Annotated in this window: 16 protein-coding genes and 4 pseudogenes; 6 read left to right on the top strand and 14 right to left on the bottom strand. The window is 55.9% G+C overall.

Translation table 11 applies throughout. The features are described from left to right. Positions 1-13: 13 nt before the first annotated feature. Entirely contained in the window at positions 14-1,363 is a 1,350-nt protein-coding gene (locus tag B5M06_RS12695; RefSeq protein WP_080025235.1) for an IS30 family transposase, read from the top strand. A gap of 7 nt (positions 1,364-1,370) precedes the next feature. Here B5M06_RS12695 and B5M06_RS12690 read toward each other — a convergent pair. From B5M06_RS12690 to B5M06_RS12655, 6 genes and pseudogenes are all read right to left on the bottom strand, one after another. Next, positions 1,371-2,269 (bottom strand): annotated as a pseudogene (locus B5M06_RS12690) (IS3 family transposase); the annotation flags it as partial. A 480-nt stretch (positions 2,270-2,749) separates the two neighbouring features. Beyond that, positions 2,750-4,105 carry a GGDEF domain-containing protein gene (locus tag B5M06_RS12680; protein WP_054066574.1) on the bottom strand — a complete coding sequence of 452 codons (1,356 nt, stop codon included), beginning with the start codon at positions 4,103-4,105 and terminating at the stop codon, positions 2,750-2,752. Between the two features lie 18 nt (positions 4,106-4,123). Next, positions 4,124-4,948 carry an alpha/beta fold hydrolase gene (locus B5M06_RS12675; protein ID WP_054066575.1) on the bottom strand — a complete coding sequence of 275 codons (825 nt, stop codon included), beginning with the start codon at positions 4,946-4,948 and terminating at the stop codon, positions 4,124-4,126. A 125-nt stretch (positions 4,949-5,073) separates the two neighbouring features. Beyond that, positions 5,074-5,433: pseudogene (locus B5M06_RS12670) on the bottom strand (transposase); the annotation flags it as partial. 126 nt (positions 5,434-5,559) lie between these two features. Then, the gene (locus B5M06_RS12665) at positions 5,560-5,754 is read right to left on the bottom strand and encodes a hypothetical protein (RefSeq protein ID WP_077344674.1); all 195 of its coding nucleotides are present in this window, start codon (positions 5,752-5,754) and stop codon (positions 5,560-5,562) included. Positions 5,755-6,373: 619 nt separating this feature from the next. Then, positions 6,374-7,036 carry a Fic family protein gene (locus tag B5M06_RS12655; protein WP_240183921.1) on the bottom strand — a complete coding sequence of 221 codons (663 nt, stop codon included), beginning with the start codon at positions 7,034-7,036 and terminating at the stop codon, positions 6,374-6,376. Between the two features lie 69 nt (positions 7,037-7,105). On the opposite strand from B5M06_RS12655, the gene B5M06_RS12650 reads away from it, so the two are divergent. Then, positions 7,106-8,289 (top strand): IS3 family transposase gene (locus B5M06_RS12650; protein ID WP_114145216.1). Its coding sequence is split into 2 segments (ribosomal slippage): positions 7,106-7,382 and positions 7,382-8,289, totalling 1,185 coding nucleotides; the frame shifts between segments, so codons are not numbered across the junction. A gap of 38 nt (positions 8,290-8,327) precedes the next feature. Here the strand turns inward: B5M06_RS12650 and B5M06_RS17485 are convergent. From B5M06_RS17485 to guaB, 5 genes and pseudogenes are all read right to left on the bottom strand, one after another. Continuing rightward, positions 8,328-8,474 (bottom strand): annotated as a pseudogene (locus tag B5M06_RS17485) (Arm DNA-binding domain-containing protein); the annotation flags it as partial. 209 nt (positions 8,475-8,683) lie between these two features. Further along, the gene (guaA, locus tag B5M06_RS12640; RefSeq protein WP_054067761.1) at positions 8,684-10,300 is read right to left on the bottom strand and encodes a glutamine-hydrolyzing GMP synthase; all 1,617 of its coding nucleotides are present in this window, start codon (positions 10,298-10,300) and stop codon (positions 8,684-8,686) included. A 36-nt stretch (positions 10,301-10,336) separates the two neighbouring features. Next, the gene (locus B5M06_RS12635) at positions 10,337-10,771 is read right to left on the bottom strand and encodes a type II toxin-antitoxin system VapC family toxin (RefSeq protein ID WP_054067740.1); all 435 of its coding nucleotides are present in this window, start codon (positions 10,769-10,771) and stop codon (positions 10,337-10,339) included. Next, a complete protein-coding gene (locus tag B5M06_RS12630; protein ID WP_054067739.1) occupies positions 10,768-11,028 on the bottom strand; it encodes a type II toxin-antitoxin system Phd/YefM family antitoxin in 261 nt (86 codons plus the stop codon). Before B5M06_RS12630 ends, B5M06_RS12635 begins: the two co-directional genes overlap by 4 nt. Positions 11,029-11,127: 99 nt before the next feature. Further along, complete coding sequence (gene guaB, locus B5M06_RS12625) at positions 11,128-12,597, bottom strand: IMP dehydrogenase (protein WP_054067738.1); 1,470 nt, start codon at positions 12,595-12,597, stop codon at positions 11,128-11,130. 97 nt (positions 12,598-12,694) lie between these two features. Here guaB and B5M06_RS17695 point away from each other — a divergent pair. Both B5M06_RS17695 and B5M06_RS17480 read left to right on the top strand, forming a co-directional pair. Beyond that, positions 12,695-12,862, top strand: a pseudogene (locus B5M06_RS17695) (DUF4124 domain-containing protein); the annotation flags it as partial. Positions 12,863-12,964: 102 nt separating this feature from the next. Continuing rightward, entirely contained in the window at positions 12,965-13,243 is a 279-nt protein-coding gene (locus B5M06_RS17480) for a hypothetical protein (RefSeq protein ID WP_054067737.1), read from the top strand. 6 nt (positions 13,244-13,249) lie between these two features. Here B5M06_RS17480 and B5M06_RS12615 read toward each other — a convergent pair whose 3' ends face one another. Both B5M06_RS12615 and B5M06_RS12610 read right to left on the bottom strand, forming a co-directional pair. Further along, positions 13,250-13,564, bottom strand: a complete 315-nt coding sequence (locus B5M06_RS12615; RefSeq protein WP_054067736.1) for an RnfH family protein — start codon at positions 13,562-13,564, stop codon at positions 13,250-13,252. A 12-nt stretch (positions 13,565-13,576) separates the two neighbouring features. Then, on the bottom strand, positions 13,577-14,017 hold the full coding sequence (locus B5M06_RS12610; protein WP_054067735.1) for a type II toxin-antitoxin system RatA family toxin: 441 nt from the start codon (positions 14,015-14,017) through the stop codon (positions 13,577-13,579). Positions 14,018-14,171: 154 nt separating this feature from the next. Between B5M06_RS12610 and smpB the strand changes: the two genes are divergently transcribed. Next, positions 14,172-14,645 (top strand): SsrA-binding protein SmpB, encoded by a 474-nt coding sequence (gene smpB, locus B5M06_RS12605; protein WP_054067734.1) that lies wholly within the window; start codon positions 14,172-14,174, stop codon positions 14,643-14,645. 207 nt (positions 14,646-14,852) lie between these two features. Here smpB and B5M06_RS12600 read toward each other — a convergent pair whose 3' ends face one another. Further along, complete coding sequence (locus B5M06_RS12600; protein ID WP_054067733.1) at positions 14,853-15,428, bottom strand: RBBP9/YdeN family alpha/beta hydrolase; 576 nt, start codon at positions 15,426-15,428, stop codon at positions 14,853-14,855. A gap of 228 nt (positions 15,429-15,656) precedes the next feature. Here B5M06_RS12600 and B5M06_RS12595 point away from each other — a divergent pair, with 228 nt between their 5' ends. Next, on the top strand, positions 15,657-17,267 hold the full coding sequence (locus B5M06_RS12595; RefSeq protein WP_080025234.1) for a methyl-accepting chemotaxis protein: 1,611 nt from the start codon (positions 15,657-15,659) through the stop codon (positions 17,265-17,267). The last annotated feature ends 37 nt before the right edge of the window (positions 17,268-17,304 follow it).

Below are 17,304 nucleotides of genomic sequence, written 5' to 3'. Positions count from 1 at the left end.
TGGCTGAGATGCCATGCGATCTCCTGGTGCTCCGTCACATCGACGTGAGATCGAGCGTCAGTTCTGGCTTCAGATTGCCAAGGGCATCACCAGCGAGAAAGCAGCCGAAGCTGTTGGCGCATCACAGGCGGTTGGGGCTCGTTGGTTCAGGCATCGTGGCGGCATGCCATTGTTTATGTCCAAGCCTGTATCCAACAGGTATCTGTCGTTTGACCAACGAGAAGAGATCGGATTGCTTCGTGCGCAGGAGATCGGCGTGCGGGAGATTGCTCGCCGAATTGGCCGAAGTCCGTCTACAGTATCAAGGGAGCTGACACGCAATGCAGCGACTCGCGGTGGCAAGTTGGAATATCGAGCATCAGTTGCGCAGTGGAAGGCAGAGCTAGTGGCTAAACGCCCCAAGCCATCCAAGTTAGTGGTGAATCCACGGCTGCGTGAATATGTCCAAGAACACTTGGAAGGTTCCATTTGCGACGCGCAGGGACGGGAAGTCGCCGGCCCCCAGCAAGCGGCATTTATTGGCCGCAACAAGCCTCATCGTTGTGATCGCAAGTGGGTCAAAGGTTGGTCGCCACAGCAGATTGCCAATCGATTGCATCTCGACTTCCCCAATGATCCATCAATGCGTATCTCGCACGAAGCCATCTACCAAGCCCTGTACATTCAGGGCCGAGGTGCCCTCAAGCGAGAGTCTGTCAGTTATCTGCGCACCGGGAGGGCCTTACGTGTTCCTCGAGCACGATGCCAAGCTAAAGCGTGGGCCCATGTCAGCGAAGAATTAATGATCTGCAATAGGCCACCCGAGATAGAAGCTCGCAAAGCACCGGGGCATTGGGAGGGAGACTTGATCATCGGTTTAGGGCGATCAGCGATTGGTACGCTGGTCGAGCGCACAAGCCGCTTCACCATGCTTGTGCACTTGCCTCGAGAGGATGGCTATGGCTTGAGCCCAAGGGTAAAGAATGGGAAGCCGTTAGCTGGCTATGGGGCTGCCACGATGGCCAATGCGCTGAGAGCAACTGTCACTGAACAGCCTACTCAACTATGGAAATCGTTAACGTGGGATCGAGGTAAAGAGCTGTCAGACCACGCACGGTTTACTGCCGAGTCAGGGGTGCAGGTGTTCTTTGCTGATCCTCATAGCCCATGGCAACGTGGTACGAACGAAAACACCAATGGGCTGCTGCGGCAATACTTCCCCAAGGGCACGGACCTATCTCGATGGAACCATCGAGAGCTTCAAGCTGTGGCATTGACACTCAACAATCGACCACGCAAAACGTTGGGCTGGAGAACACCTGCGGAAGTCTTTAATGAGTATCTAGAATCGGTAACTTCACTTGGTGTTGCGACGACCGGTTGAATCTACCTTGGCTGCCCCTGTCGCTGTGGAAGATGGCTCCTGGTTCTGGACGCCTTCGCCACCAAGCCATCGCCAGAGCATCTTTAACTAAGCTGGTTTGCATATGGGGCTGCAGGCTCCATCCCACTATCTGACGGCTGAACATATCCATGACAGCGGCCAAGTACAGCCAACCTTCATCGGTAGCGATATAGGTGATGTCACCGCACAGAAGTTGGTTGGGTGCCTGCGGCGTAAAACGCCGCTGCACCAAGTCCGGAGCTACCGCTAGGTTGTGCTTGCTGTCTGTGGTCACCACAAACTTGCGCTTGGTTTTAGCCCTGATGCCATGGCTGGCCATCAGCTTGCGCACCCGCTCTTTACCAATGCGCAGCCCCTTAGCATGCAACTCTTTGTACATCCGTTGCCAGCCATACTCGCCCTTGAACTCAGCATGAATTGCTCGAATGTGGGCCAGTGCCAATTCATCGCTACAGCGCTGTGATGTCTCACCTCCGCTGCGCCGCCAGCGGAAGTAACCACTGCAGCTCACTTGCAGCACATGGCAAGAAACAGCAATCGGGTAGACGTACTTCATTTGCTCGATCCAGGCATACCTCGCAGCACGTCCTGCGCGAAGTACGCCGCCGCTTTTTTTGCGATATCTCGCTCCATCCGCAGCCTGGCGTTCTCCGCCCGTAACCGAGCCAGCTCCATTTGCTCCGATGTGACCTTGCTTACTACACCATCGACAGCTCCAAGCTTGAGAGTGCCTGTTCTTGCCTGCCTCACCCAACTACCCAAACTGGCCTTCGGTATGCCCAGCGCCTGGCACACCTGCATTTGAGATTGCCCGCTTTGCACCAAGCGAACAGCCTCCAACTTAAATTCCTGCGTGTACGCCGCTCGCACTTGCTTTGTCGCCATTTCTTAGCTCCTTGTCTACATTTTGGACAAAGCTAAGAACTCCCAGTTTTAGGGGCAACTTCAAGTACCCAGCAAGTAAGAATTCAGACTTATTAAACCTGCTTCACTACACCTCAGATCGTCTAGAGCGACCAAACGATCAAGCAGCTCTGTGCTTTCAGCTGCGACTTTCTGGAAAGTTCGCAAAGTGTCCTCATGCTGCTGGCTAAGTCGGCGTTGATCCAACCACACCGTGGCGACCAGTGCTCCCAACACAAGAGCGAAGGCCAGAAGAAGTCCGATCCCGAAAGCAAAAAACCTAGGCATTTCTGCCATTTTTAGAAGCAGCCAGTAACGGATCTTATTCAAACCAGCCCCCCCTACTCTCAGCAAATCGGATTGGACAGAACAAGGATGCCCATCACTTCAGCGAGCATGAAGGGATGCAGCGTTGTCTGTTGAACTATTTTGCGGCTGGCAAATTGTAAATTTGACAATTTTTTAGTCAATTGTGTCCACCACGCGATTTCGGCCTTCGCGTTTGGCGAGGTACAAATTTTTGTCGGCACGCTCTATGGTGCTTGCCAGCATTTCTTTCTTATTGCGCCGCAGTGCCAGCCCTACGCTGATGTGGATCTGAATCACTTTTTCCCCAACACGCACTGGCTGAGATTGCATTGCAAGGCGCAACCGCTCAGCGACCGCACGAGAGCTAGCTTGGTTGGCTTGGCGTAACAATACGATGAACTCTTCACCACCATAGCGCGCCAGCACATCACCTTCACGCAACTGGGCCTGCGAGCGATGAGCGACCTCTCGCAGCACTTTGTCACCGACTGGATGACCAAATCTATCGTTGATTTTTTTGAAATAGTCGATGTCAAACATCAACACAGCCAAGTCCTGGGATGTATCGCTATCAAACGCTACCTTGTCTTGGGAGTTTTGTGCTTGATAGTGGGCTTGGGCTAGATCGAAAAAAGCACGGCGGTTCAACAGCCCAGTCAGGGGGTCATGTGACGCCTCTCGTCTCAGCATTCGCTCGAGTCGAATTTGAGCCGTGACATCTTGGAAGAGCCAAACTCGACCATTGTGAGCATCATTGAGGACAGGGTGTGTGTCTACTCGCCAGATGCATTCGTCCAGCTCCCAATTGGCTGTCACCTGAGCATTCAGAGAGTGCTGCAGCGCCTGGTAGACAGACTCCAAGTCAGCGGCGTTATCGCAACGCATACGCGCAGCACGCATGGCTTGCGCGAGTGTGTTCAGTGGAACATACCCGGCCGAGATGTTGAGCAAACCTGATGCGACTTGATTGACTTGGGCATGTTGGCCCAGACCTGATACGACGACGACCCCCTGTGGCACGCTGTTGAAGATGTCGTGAAACTTCGCACCAGACTCAATGGTCTCTTCAGCCAGATGACGAGCATCCAGCAAACGTGCATAGATTGGTCTGAGCAATCCGATCAAGTGCTGCTGCGATAGTGGATTGCTGCTTAGCGTTGCCGCTTTGGGTGCTTGGGAAGCATTCCACACAAAAAGTACACCACCCTCTGCCCGTTCTCCAAAATCCAAGCAATTCAGATAAGCGACTTTAGCTGCGGTGAATGTCAAACCAACCGTCAGCATGCTGGGTAAGTCTGCGGGGCACAAAAACTGCAAGGCCCCAGCTTCGTTGCTTAGTTCTTTAGGAACGCGCCAAGACCATGCTGTGCCGCGCTGCCAGCTCAAAGGAGGCTCGCTACGCAGCGGTACAACCTGATCAGCCGCGCGTTGCTGCAATGCGATCACCAAGCTTGCTTGAGATAGCTGACGCGCCAACTCCAGAAAAGCCGCCAGTGAATTGGTGTGCATCCTCACGGGCAGAAGCTCTCAGCAATCCAAGAGATGACGCAATACGGCAGGTGCCACGATCTCAGGTTGCGTTATGTGAGGCAAGTGTCCTTCCAACTCCAAAACCTCGGACACACTGCCAGGCATGTGGGCATGCAGCCAGTGGGCAACATCGACTGGCACAGCCATATCCTTGCGACTATGAATCAATCGAGTGTGCGTAGTCACACGAGGCACAAGACTGCGGTGATCACTTTGAAAGATCATGCGCAGTATGTGTTGTGCGATATCTGGTCGAATTTTGAACAACGTCGCGCTGAAATGTGCAAGGGAGTCCTGCGCTGCCAAGCCCATGACCATGGGCACAAAACCAGCTGCCCAACTCTGATAGTTGGTGGCCATGGCATCGTAGAGTGCATTCAGGTCATTTTGCTCAAAGCCGCCGACATAAGACATTGCAGGATCATTCAAGTAGCACGGAGAAGGCTGCAAGAGCACCAAGCGACCAAACAACTCAGGCCGTGCTACTGCTGCAATCATGCCGATCATTCCACTGACCGAATGACCCACATAATGCACTCGGCTCACTTGCTGCTCGGCAATGAGTGCCAGCAGATCATCGGCGTATCCAAACAACGAGCTGTGCAAGTGCAAATCATAGCTAGCCTCGCCGTGGTCGCCACAGCCAGCCAAGTTGTAAGAAAGCACCCGGAAATTTGCATCCAAAACGGGGCGAATGTACTCCCACGATGTCTGATCGGAACCAAAACCGTGGCTGAGCACAACTACTTCGTCCCCAGAACCACTCCACGTGGCTTTCAAACGGTTGGAAGCTGTTGTCACGTCAGAAGGCTGGTTGGTCATGGTTTTTTAGAATATGGAGTAAACCAATTTTTGTCATACAAATCTTTAGAGCCGCGAACACTACCCAGCAAATCGAAGATTTGCCTCTTAGACGAGGCGTTTAAATGTGCATTGGCTTAGAGCCGCTAACACAACCGGTCAACGAAGCGTGCGCAGATGATTGCTGCCGCTAATTTGAGCAAGGCCAAGTGTATGTCCAGCCGCCTCTCAAAGCGTATGCGTAGCTTTCCAAACCCTGCAAACCATCCATGGGTGCGCTCCACCACCCAGCGATGCTTGCCCAGTTTCTCGCTGCTTTCAACACCACGTCTTGCGATGCGGCTGAGGATTCCACGCTTTCTCAGGTGCGCTCTGCAGCGGGCGTAGTCGTAGCCCTTGTCTGCGTGAAGCTTGTAGGGCCGCCTGCGAGGGCGGCCTTGCAGTCCTTTGACTGCAGGTATGGCGTCCAGGCACTGCTCAAACATCTTGGAGTCATGCCGGTTGGCAAGCGCTTCTTGATGACGGCACTTGATCATGGCGATCCATGGGCAGGCTCAGAAGGGCTCTTGGATGGCTGAAACCTTGCCCCAGTCCTGGTTGATTTCAGCTCATGGCAACGATTCGCCGAAAGATTATTTCTTCTCGTAGTCCTTGCGGAGATTTCCAACTTCCTTGTCACTGCGGGCATTTCGACCGTCGGGGTTCCTGATGTGTACAGAGCCCGCAGGAAGACCGTAGTCTTTCTCAATACGTTTTTCGATTGAACCAACGCGAGCATCGCTACGAGCATCACGGAAGCGACGAGCATCTTCACCACGGGTTGCCATTTTTTATCTCCTGAGTTTAGATAAGTAATGGTAACAAAACGATTCAAAAATTTCTTACCTTCAGCGACACTCAATCCGTCCCAAGAGCTGGTCGATTCCGTTGGCTATCGATTGATCGCGCCGATAACGATTTCGTGACGTTGGTGCGTCAGCGGTAGCGTGATTGATTTTTTCAATCTGCAGCTCCACATTCCCAGTGCGATTCACTCCTATAAAGCACTCGCCAGAACATCCTGCGCTGTGGGAGGAATCATCGTCGGGACGCGCACGAAACACTAACGGGAAGATTCTTGTACTGTTCTCCGAACTTTTTGGATCCATGCGCACCGACGGCATAGGCGTAGACATTCAGCCGAACTTAAAGCTGGAGGTTGCACCAGCCAGATGGCCTATGCTCATCGGCGGCGTGTTGTACCACGTCCAAGTGGTGGCTTGGGTTCAATTCTTGGCCTACAGTAAAATAATTGCCCCAGTTTATCCGCCAGGTCGCCCTGCGAAAGTCAAATGAAATCAGATAGTTATGACACAGTTTCGGCATCAGAAGCAGTCAAAGCTCCGAAGGTTGGCTTTATAAGTCTTGGGTGCCCGAGAGAGGGAATTGCCCCCCTTTTTCTTCAACTCAATCACAAGGGGATTGAGTTTGCTCTTGCTTCCACCCAGCAAGCTCCAGTGGCCGCAGCCCAAACCGCACTGCATTCCCGGCATGCAAGCCAGCCAGTTCCTTGAGCACGAGCTGTGTGAAGTGCTCGCGGTCTTCAGGCTGCACACTTCCAGGAAGCATGGCGTTGACGCTCGCCTTATTCACGGGCTGGCCGCTGCGAACAACAGCTGCAATCACGTCACCTAGCACTTGCCGGTAGCGTAAGCGCAGGATATCGGGCGGCACTAGACTTTGCTGCACCGCCACGTACTGCTGGCAGGAGCGCTCGTAAGCCCACACAAAGACATCCCGCAGCAGATCAACCTGATTGAGTTCGTACACACCGATCATCGCGTCCACGTACGCTTGCTGCGGCACATCAATAAATGACAGCGGGCACAGGTTGTGGCGTATGAAAGGAATGTTGGCAGCCAGGCGCGACACCCGCTTGTTCACATCCTCGAAAGGCTGCAAGTAAGGCAAGTGCACCATCAAGAAGAACGCTTGCTCAAACGGATCTTCGATTTCTGCGGCCATGCCCACCACGATGCCGAACAACTCTTCCAAGCGCTGCGGCAAAGCCACTGGCAGGTAAACGCTACCGCCAATTTCAATTGCACGGCTGCGAATACGACCGCACATGGCGGGTGAAGTTGCCCCTAGAAATGGGAGTTCTTAGCTTTGTCCAAAATGTAGACAAGGAGCTAAGAAATGGTGGCAAAGCAAGTACGTGCGGCATACACGCAGGAATTTAGGTTGGAGGCTGTGCGCTTGGTGCAAAGCGGGCAGTCTCAGATGCAGGTGTGCCAGACGCTGGGCATCCCCAAGGCCAGCTTGGGCAGTTGGGTGCGACAAGTAAAAGCAGGTACTCTGAAGCTTGGGGTTGCCGATGGTGCAAGCAAGGTCACGCCGGAGCAAATGGAGATAAGCCGTCTGCGAGCCGAAGTTACACGCCTGCGAATGGAGCGTGACATCGCAAAAAAAGCGGCGGCGTACTTCGCGCAGGACGTGCTGCGAGGTATGCCTGGATCGACCAAATGAAGAACGTCTATCCAATCGCTGTTTCTTGCCATGTTCTGCAAGTGAGCAGCAGTGGTTACTTCCGATTCAGACGCAACGGTGGTGAGGTATCACGCTTGTGTAGCGATGAACTGGCCCTAGCCCACATACGTGCCATTCATGCACAGGTTAAAGACGAATACGGCTGGCCTCGCATGCACAAAGAGCTGCAAGCCAAAGGGCTGTGCATTGGCAAAGAGCGGGTTCGTAAGCTGATGGCAAGTCATGGCATACGAGCTAAAACCAAGCGCAAGTTCATCGTGACCACAGACAGCAAGCACAGTCTGCCTGTAGCTCCAGACTTGGTGCAACGGCGTTTTACGCCACAGGCCCCTAACCAGCTTCTGTGTGGAGATATCACTTACATCCAGACCGATGAAGGCTGGTTGTACTTGGCTGCAGTGATTGACATGTTCAGCCGTCAGGTGGTGGGCTGGAGCCTGCAGCCCCACATGCAAAGCAGCTTGGTTAAAGATGCCATGGCAATGGCTTGGTGGCGAAGGCGGCCCGAGCCAGGGGCCATCTTCCACAGCGATAGGGGAGCCCAATATTGCAGCCAGAACTTCCAAGCTGCGTTAGCAGGCTGGGGCCTACGCTCGTCCATGAGCCGCAAAGGCAATTGCTGGGACAACTCGCCCATCGAAAGCTTCTGGGGTCGATTGAAGACCGCTTGCGTGCATGGGCAGCGCTTCGCTACTCGGGAGCAAGCAAGGCAGGCCATCATGAACTGGATGGCCTTCTACAATTGCCGCAGATTGCATTCGAGCTTGGGCTATCTCAGCCCTATGCAATACGAGAAACGCTGGTACGAGGCACAGCGCAAAAAGGCCGCGTAAGCAGGGAGCTAAGAACTCCACAAAGCAGGGGCAACATCAGTTTCTCGTCGGCCATTGAGGCGGTAGTCATAGCGGAATGACTTTGTGCCAGCAGTAGTCACCATGACATACATACCATCACGATCCGAGATTTTCTAGGCTTTTTCTTTAGGGCGCAGGCTGCGCAGTTCGGTGTCAGTAAGCATATTGGCTAGGCTTTCGTTGATACCGTCACAGGGGGTGTCGGTATGGGAAAGCAACGTTCCGAAATGTTACAGCTTTACCGTCAGGCGTACCGCACGAAATTGCGGCTAGTGTTGTATTTTGTCGGTTGTCCCTGGACGAACAACCGACTATTCCTTATAGGGAATCAGCAGTTTCCAGAACGTTGCGGTACGTTGCTGGAAACTTTAAATTATTCCCACTCAATGGTTGCTGGTGGTTTGGTGCTCACGTCGTAAGTCACGCGGTTGATGCCGCGCACTTCATTGATGATACGGCCAGACACCTTCTTGAGCAGGCCGTAAGGCAGCTCGGCCCAGTCGGCCGTCATGAAGTCGCTGGTCACCACAGCACGCAGAGCCACGACGTAGTCGTAGGTGCGGCCGTCGCCCATCACGCCCACGCTCTTGACGGGCAGGAACACGGTGAAGGCCTGGCTGGTCAGGTCGTACCAGCTCTTGCCGGTCTTTTCATCGATCCAGTTGCGCAGCTCTTCGATGAAGATGGCGTCCGCACGGCGCAGCAGGTCGGCGTATTCCTTCTTGACTTCACCCAGGATACGCACGCCCAGTCCGGGGCCTGGGAAGGGATGGCGATACACCATCTCGCGGGGCAGGCCCAGAGCTACGCCCAGCTCGCGCACTTCGTCCTTGAACAGGTCGCGCAGGGGTTCCAGCAGCTTCAGACCCAGCTGCTCAGGCAGACCGCCCACGTTGTGGTGGCTCTTGATGGTGACAGCCTTCTTGCTCTTGGCGCCGCCCGACTCGATCACGTCGGGGTAGATCGTACCTTGTGCCAGGAAAGTCGCGCCCTTGGAGCCTGCGGTGGCTGCCTTGAGCTTGGCGGCTTCGCTCTTGAACACGTCCACAAACAGACGGCCAATGATCTTGCGCTTTTGCTCAGGTTCAGACACGCCAGCCAATTCGCCCAGGAACAGCTCGGAAGCGTCCACGCGAATCACCTTGGCGTGCAGCTTGCCTTCGAACATGTCCATGACCATATCGCCTTCGTTCAGGCGCAGCAGACCGTGGTCCACAAACACGCAGGTCAGCTGGTCGCCAATGGCGCGGTGGATCAGCGCAGCAGCTACGGACGAATCCACACCGCCAGACAGACCCAGAATGACTTCTTCGTCACCCACTTGTTCGCGAATCTTGGCAACTGCTTCTTCGATGTAGTCGCCCATGATCCAGTCTGCATTGGCACCGCAGATATCCAGCACAAAGCGGTTCAGCATGGCTGCGCCCTGCACGGTGTGCGTGACTTCGGGGTGGAACTGCACAGCGTAGAAGCGACGTGTTTCGTCAGCCATACCAGCGATGGGGCAGGAAGGTGTGGAGCACATCACCTTGAAGCCTTCGGGCAGCTGGGTGACCTTGTCACCGTGGCTCATCCACACTTTGAGCATGCCGTGGCCTTCAGCGGTCACGAAGTCTTCAATGCCCTTGAGCAGTTCTGTGTGGCCGTGTGCGCGCACTTCGGCGTAGCCGAATTCGCGGGTGTTGGAGCCTTCAACCTTGCCGCCCAGCTGGGTGGCCATGGTCTGCATGCCGTAGCAGATGCCCAGCACGGGAATGCCCAGCTCGAACACTGCGTCAGGCGCGCGGTCATCGACTTCGTAGACGGAAGCGTGGCTGCCAGAGAGGATGATGCCTTTGAGCTTGCCGTCAGCGGCAAACTCGCGCACCCATTCGCTGCTCACATCGCAGGGGTGGACTTCGCAGTACACGTGGGCTTCGCGCACGCGACGTGCGATCAGCTGTGTGACCTGCGAACCGAAGTCAAGAATCAGGATCTTGTCATGTTGCATGGTGTTATCCAAGGGCAAGAAAAGGAGAAATCCATGTCAAAAATCGCCAGGTGCCAAAAGTGCAATTCCGCGCTTTCGGGCCGCAGCAATCTGGGCAGGATCAAAGGTCGCCAGCGGCACACGCAGTGATTGCGCGAGCCACAGATATGCAGCGTCGTACACGGGCAGGCCCGTATCCAGTGCCACATCCAGCACGGCTTTGTGCTGGGCAGGAGCCAGCTCGTGCAGTTCCACGCGATGGCGAATAGCTTCGAGCACACCCCACAACCCCTCGACCGAGGTCTGCGGAATACGCCCATGATTGACACCCGATGCAATCAGGTTGCCGCACTCCCACTGCCAGACATTGGGAGCTTGCGGTTCCACCTCATCACGCCGGATGCGTGCGTACAGACGCTGGGTATCAGCACTGGCATGCTCAGGCAGCAGCCAGGCGGAAGTCACGGAGACATCCAGCACAAATGCGCTCATGTCTGACTCCGCCCTGTATGGCGCAGTGCCACTACAGAATCAGTAGCTTCCGGGGCACGCACAGTCTGCTGTAGCGCCTGAATTTGTTCTAACTCACGGGCAATCTGCTCGTCCGTAATCACCGGGCGACGGCGCACAGGCAGCATGCGCACCACTTCCTTGCCGTGACGGGTAATGCGCACCTCTTCTCCCTGCTCGACCAGTTCGATCAAGGCAGAAAAGCGGGTTTTGGCTTCGTAAATACCGACAGATTGCATGGGTAGAAATAAAAAAATCTGGTCTGAACCAGAAGTTCAGGCCAGATTTTAGCATTCTGACCAGAATCCTGCGACTCTGGTCTATTTCCTCAAAGGGAATTAGTCGGCACGGTAATTAGGTGCTTCCTTGGTGATCTGCACGTCGTGTACGTGCGACTCACGGATACCGGCTGCGGTGATTTCCACAAACTCGGCCTTTTCGTTCATCTCAGCAATGGTCTTGCAACCGCAGTAGCCCATGGAAGCACGGATGCCACCTGCCATCTGGTACACGATGGCAACCATGGAGCCCTTGTAAGGCACGCGGCCTTCAATACCTTCGGGCACCAGCTTGTCAGCTGTGGGGTTGCCTGTAGAGGATTCCTGGAAGTAGCGGTCTGCAGAGCCTTGCTGCATGGCGCCGATGGAGCCCATGCCACGGTAGCTCTTGTAGGAGCGACCCTGGAACAGAATCACTTCACCAGGTGCTTCTTCGGTACCAGCAAACATGCCGCCCATCATGATGGTGGATGCGCCAGCTGCCAGCGCCTTGGAGATATCACCGGAGAAGCGGATACCACCGTCACCAATCAGTGGCACACCTGTGCCCTTCAGGGCTTCGGCCACGTTGGAGATCGCCATGATCTGGGGTACACCCACACCGGCCACGATACGTGTGGTACAGATGGAGCCAGGGCCGATACCGACCTTCACAGCGTCAGCGCCCGCTTCCACCAGCGCCAGCGCAGCAGCGCCGGTAGCGATGTTGCCGCCAATCACATCGATATGGGGGTAGTTTTGCTTGACCCAGCGCACGCGGTCGATCACGCCCTTGGAGTGACCGTGGGCTGTGTCCACCACAATAGCGTCCACACCAGCCTTGGCCAGCAGCTCCACACGCTCTTCCGTGCCAGCGCCCACACCCACAGCAGCGGCTACGCGCAGACGGCCAGCGGCGTCACGTGCAGCGTTGGGGAAATTGGTTTGCTTGTTGATGTCCTTGACAGTGATCAGACCCTTGAGTTCAAAGGCATCGTTGACCACCAGCAGGCGCTCGAGCTTGTGCTTGTTCAGCAGCGCCTTGGCTTCAGCAGGCGTTGTGCCTTCATGCACAGTGATCAGGCGCTCGCGGGGCGTCATGATCTCGCGCACTTTCACGTCGTAGCGTGTTTCAAAGCGGATGTCGCGGTTGGTCACAATACCCACCACCTTGCCGCCTTCCACCACAGGGAAGCCCGAGATGCCACGCTCTTCAGACAGCTGCAGCACCTGCAACACAGTGAAGTCAGGGGTGATCACCACAGGATCAGCCACCACGCCGGATTCATGGCGCTTGACCTTGAGCACTTCAGCCGCTTGTTGCTCGGCCGTCATGTTCTTGTGAATAACGCCAATGCCGCCTTCTTGGGCAATGGCGATCGCCAGACGCGCTTCAGTCACGGTGTCCATGGCCGCAGAGACCAGTGGCAGGTTCAACGTGATGTTGCGAGTGAACTTGGTAGAAAGAGAAACGTCCTTGGGCAGGACTTCGGAGTAGGCGGGAACGAGCAGAACGTCGTCAAAGGTCAGTGCTTTTCCGAGAAGGCGCATTGTGAAGGCTCCAAAAGAGGGATTGTAGCTTCGTCTGGCGGCTCCCGTGCCAATCACGCAACAAGAAACCTTGCAAGCCAGAGCTACACTGCCAGTCATGAAAACGCTCAAACTTCTTCTTGCAGCAACGCTAAGTGTTTGCAGTTGCAGTGTTTTTGCACAATGGCAGTGGATAGATGCTTCAGGGCAAAAAGTCTATAGCGATCGTCCTCCACCCGCACACATCGCGCCACCACAGATCCTCAAGCGCCCGGGCAGCAGCGCGCCTGCCGCGCCCAGCGTGCGCTATCCCAGCGCTGAGGGCGCGACAGCTGCACCCGTAGCAACGCCTGCTGTAGTGCCAGAACCTGCTTCTGAAACAAGCACTGTGCAGGCAGCACCCGAAACATCAGCGCCTGATCAGGACAAAGCCCGGGAAGCGGCTCAACGCAAGGCCGAAGAAGACGAACGTAAGAAGCACGAAGCCAGGCAGGCCGAGGTTCGCCGCAGCAACTGCCAGCGCGCCCGGGCAATGCAGGCTTCGCTGCAGTCCGGTGCACTGCATGCCTATGTGAATGAAAAAGGGGAACGCGGCTTGATGACGGACGCGCAGCGCCAGGCAGAACTGCAGCGCGCCCAGGCTGCCATCAAGGACAATTGCAGATAAAAGAGCTTAGTAGCCCGACTTGCTGTTGGCCCGGCGCTTGGCAAACAGCCCTGCCCCACGCGCGCCCTGTTGAGCAAACCGCTCACGGCGCGCAACTTTGGGGTCAACCTTCAGTGGCTGATACAGCTCGACGCGGTCGCCCTCCTGCAGCGCATATTCCAGCGGCTTGACGCGGCCCCAGACACCACAACTTTGCTGGACTGACAGCTCAAGACCGCATGCGGTGATGGCATCCTGCAGGCACGCACCAGCAGGCAACTGCACCGAACGCTCCTGCACCTGACCCTGAGCATCCATCCAAACCACTTCAATGTTGAGCATTGTTGACCTGCCTCAACCGTAGACTTTTTCTGCGCGCTTGATAAAGGCATCCACCATGGAGTTGGCGATGCGATCAAAGATAGGGCCAATCAGCGTTGCCAGCGCCATGCTGTCAAAACCATAGTCCAGCTGCAGCTGAACCTTGCAGGCCCGCTGGGTGCCATCACCCACAGGATGAAAAATCCAGTGCCCTTCCAGGCGCGAGAACGGCCCTTTGATCAGGCGCATGCTGATCTTGTTTTTGCCCTCGTGCACATTGCGTGTCACAAACGACTTCTTCAGAGCACCCATGGCCATACCCACTTCAGCCGTCATGCCGTGCTCGTCCTGCTCCAGCACCTTGGTATGCGAGCACCAGGGCAGAAATTCGGGATAGCGCGCAACGTCTGCCACCAGGGCAAACATTTCTTCAGGGCTATACCAGATGAGGACGGACTTATTAACGTTTTTCATGAATAAACAAACCAGCGCCTTGAAACCTTGGGGCATTGTGAGGCCGCTTCGGTCAGTCTGGCGCTGGAGAAACTAAAATCAAAGCTGAGCGGGAGAAACGCCCATCATTGTAGGTAGAGCCCAGCATCTGTGGGCCCGCCACCCAGAAAGACCCATGGCAAAAAAACCAGAAACCAACTCTCGCATTGCAGAGAACAAAAAAGCTGCGTTCAATTATTTCTTTGAAGAACGCCATGAAGCCGGCATTGTGCTGCAAGGCTGGGAAGTCAAGGCACTGCGCAGCGGCAAGGCACAGATCAGCGAGGCCTATGTTGTCATCAAGGACGGCGAGCTGTTCCTGATCGGCTGTCAGATCCAACCCCTGAAAACCGCCTCCACCCACATCAGCACCGACGCTACGCGTCTGCGCAAGCTGCTGATGAAAAAAGACGAAATCCGCCGCCTGATCGGCAAGGTCGAGCAAAAGGGCTATACCCTGGTGCCCACCAACCTGCACTGGAAGAACGGTCTGGTCAAATGCGATGTTGCTCTGGCCAAGGGTAAGGCAGAGCACGACAAGCGCGACGTGATCAAAGACCGTGAAGGCAAGCGCGAGGTGGAACGCGCCATGAAAAGCCGCAACCGCTAAGCAACACTGATACCAGCTTGGCGCATGCCCTTGCGGAGTCTGCAAGACTCAGAAACGCTTCATACCCAAGACTGCTCGGATCAAGCAGCAAGACTGCAGTACAGGAATCTCACTGTCAGGACGCTTGTGGGCTTGCTGCGTCCGCAAGCTACTGCTGCGGTCAGGACGCCAATTTGGATGCCATCCTGCACGCCCCCTCAGACACCCTCAAGAGACAGCTGCAGGCTGTGGAGCCTCAACACTCCACTGCATGTCCTGAATCAGCGACTGCAGCAAGGCAAAGCCCAGCGGCCATGGGCCATAGCCCGATTCCACATTGATGTGCCCCGCATTTTGCAGACGCACAAATTCGCTGCCCCAGGCGCGCGCGTAGGCACCTGCGAGGCGAATGGGGCAGTACGGATCATTACTGCTGGCCACCAGCACGCTGCGATATGGCAGGAGCTGATAAGGCACGGGCGCAAAGTCTGCCAGATGCGCCCGGCGCTCCGGGTCAGCAGGCGCCACCAGCAAGGCACTGCGGATGCGTGCAGCTGCCTCAGCGCCCAGGTGCGTGGTCGTAATACAGCCCAGGCTGTGTGCTACCACGATCACTGGCTCAGGGCGCGACAGAATCAGGTCTTCCAGCGCACGCACCCAGTCTTCACGCTTTGGGGTCAGCCAGTCGTTTTGCTCCACACGCTCCACATTGGGCAAAGTCTGCGCCCACAGGCTTTGCCAATGTTCAGGGCTGGAATTGCGCCACCCCGGAACGATGATGATGCGTGGTGCTGTGCTTGACATGGCTTGCTCTCCTTCAGAGCCGCCGATTGTGAAAGTCAGAGGCGCAAAACCCAACTATTGATTCGTTGTTTTCTTATGGGCATAAGCTTTTAGCTGCATGCACCGGAAGCCGCAGGTATCCGAGCTCGAGCATGGTTATGCGGCCGGCAACACACGCCCCACAAGTGAGCGGCATAGGATGCGAGTAACAAATAGCAACATAGCTTTTTCTGCTCCTCCGACCCCTTCATGTTTCACCGGAAAATTAGTCACCGTCTTCTGGGCTGCTTTGCCCTCATTACGGCCTTGCTCATTGCACTGTCCACTTACAGTGTGTTCGTCACACAAGGCATCGACTCCAAGCTCACCGCCAACTCCAGCCAGAACGCCGTCATTCAGCGCGCTGCCATTGACTTTCGCGGCTCAGTGCACGACCGCGCCATTGCACTGCGCGATGCAGTGATTGCTCCCGACCCCACCGCTGTACAACATGAGTTGCAGCAAATCGAGCGCCTGGCACAGGCCTATGTACGGGCTAATCAACAGTTGCAGCAGGTGCTACAGGAGCAGTCAGGCACTATTCCGCCTGAAGTGCTCAAGATGCTCGAAGACATACAGCGTCAGGAAGCCAGCACACAGACAACCACTGACCGTATCCTGCAACTACTCCAGCAGCAAGACCGTGCCCGTGCCGAGTCACTGCTATGGGCGCAGGCCAAGCCCCAGTATGTGCAGTGGCTGGCCAGCATCAACCGCCTGATCGACTTTGAAGAAGCACGCATCATCACCAACAACAGCGGAGCCAATGATGCTGCCAAGGAGTTTGGCACGGCCATGCTGCTCATCACCGTACTGGCCGTAGCTGTCAGCGTGGCCGCAGCCATGAAGCTGGCCCAGTACATCACCCATGAACTGGGCGCAGAGCCCTATGAAGTACGCAATGTGGTGCAGGCCATGCGCAATGGGGAACTGACCGTGCACATTCCCGTGAGGGCTGGCGACAGCCGCAGCGTGATGGCGGCCGTAGCTGCCATGCAGCAACGCTTTCACGAACTGGTGGCAGCAGTACATACCAATATCACGCACCTGCGCTCTACTGGGCACGAAATTGCTGAAGGCAATCTGCGCCTGGGCGAGCGAACCGACCACACCACAGACAACCTGCACCGCACCACCCTGGCCATGCAGGCACTGACCGACACCGTGCAAAGCAGCGCCAATGCCGCTCAGCAGGCCGAAACTCTGGCAGATAGCGCCCTGCATGCGGCAGGCAGCGGAGGCCGGGTCATGCAGCAGGTCGTTGGCACCATGCAGGACATTGCTGCCAGCAGCCATCAGGTGGAAGAGATCATTGGCCTGATTGATAGCATCGCCTTTCAGACCAATATCCTGGCGCTCAATGCTGCCGTCGAAGCTGCACGCGCTGGCGAACAAGGCCGTGGCTTTGCCGTCGTAGCAGGTGAAGTACGAGCCCTGGCTGGTCGCAGTGCCGAAGCTGCACGACAGATTCAGCAGCTGATTGCCTGCAGCGTGGAACGTATCAATTTGGGCAACCAGCTGGTGGATGAAGCCGGACATGCCATGCAGGACATCGTGCAGCACGTACAGCGTGTGCACCAGATCATCAGCTCCATTGGGCAGACAGCACAGGTGCAAAGCCAGGATATTCTGCAGGTCAATGCCTCCGTCCATGATTTGGAACAGATGACACAACAAAACACGACCTTGGTACAGCAAAGCACGGCAGCCGCCAAAGATCTGCAAGATCAGGCAGAAAAGCTGACCCAGCTGGTATCAGCCTTTAGCGTGCAGCGCAGCAGCGACGAGATGCGCCTGGTACGGGCTGAATCTGCTGCTTGAAGCCGATAAAAAAGCGCTCCCCCCAGGCGGGTTGGAG

Source organism: Comamonas kerstersii (assembly GCF_002056725.1).
Taxonomy (GTDB): domain Bacteria; phylum Pseudomonadota; class Gammaproteobacteria; order Burkholderiales; family Burkholderiaceae_C; genus Comamonas; species Comamonas kerstersii.
This window is presented reverse-complemented; position numbering and strand designations above follow the sequence as displayed.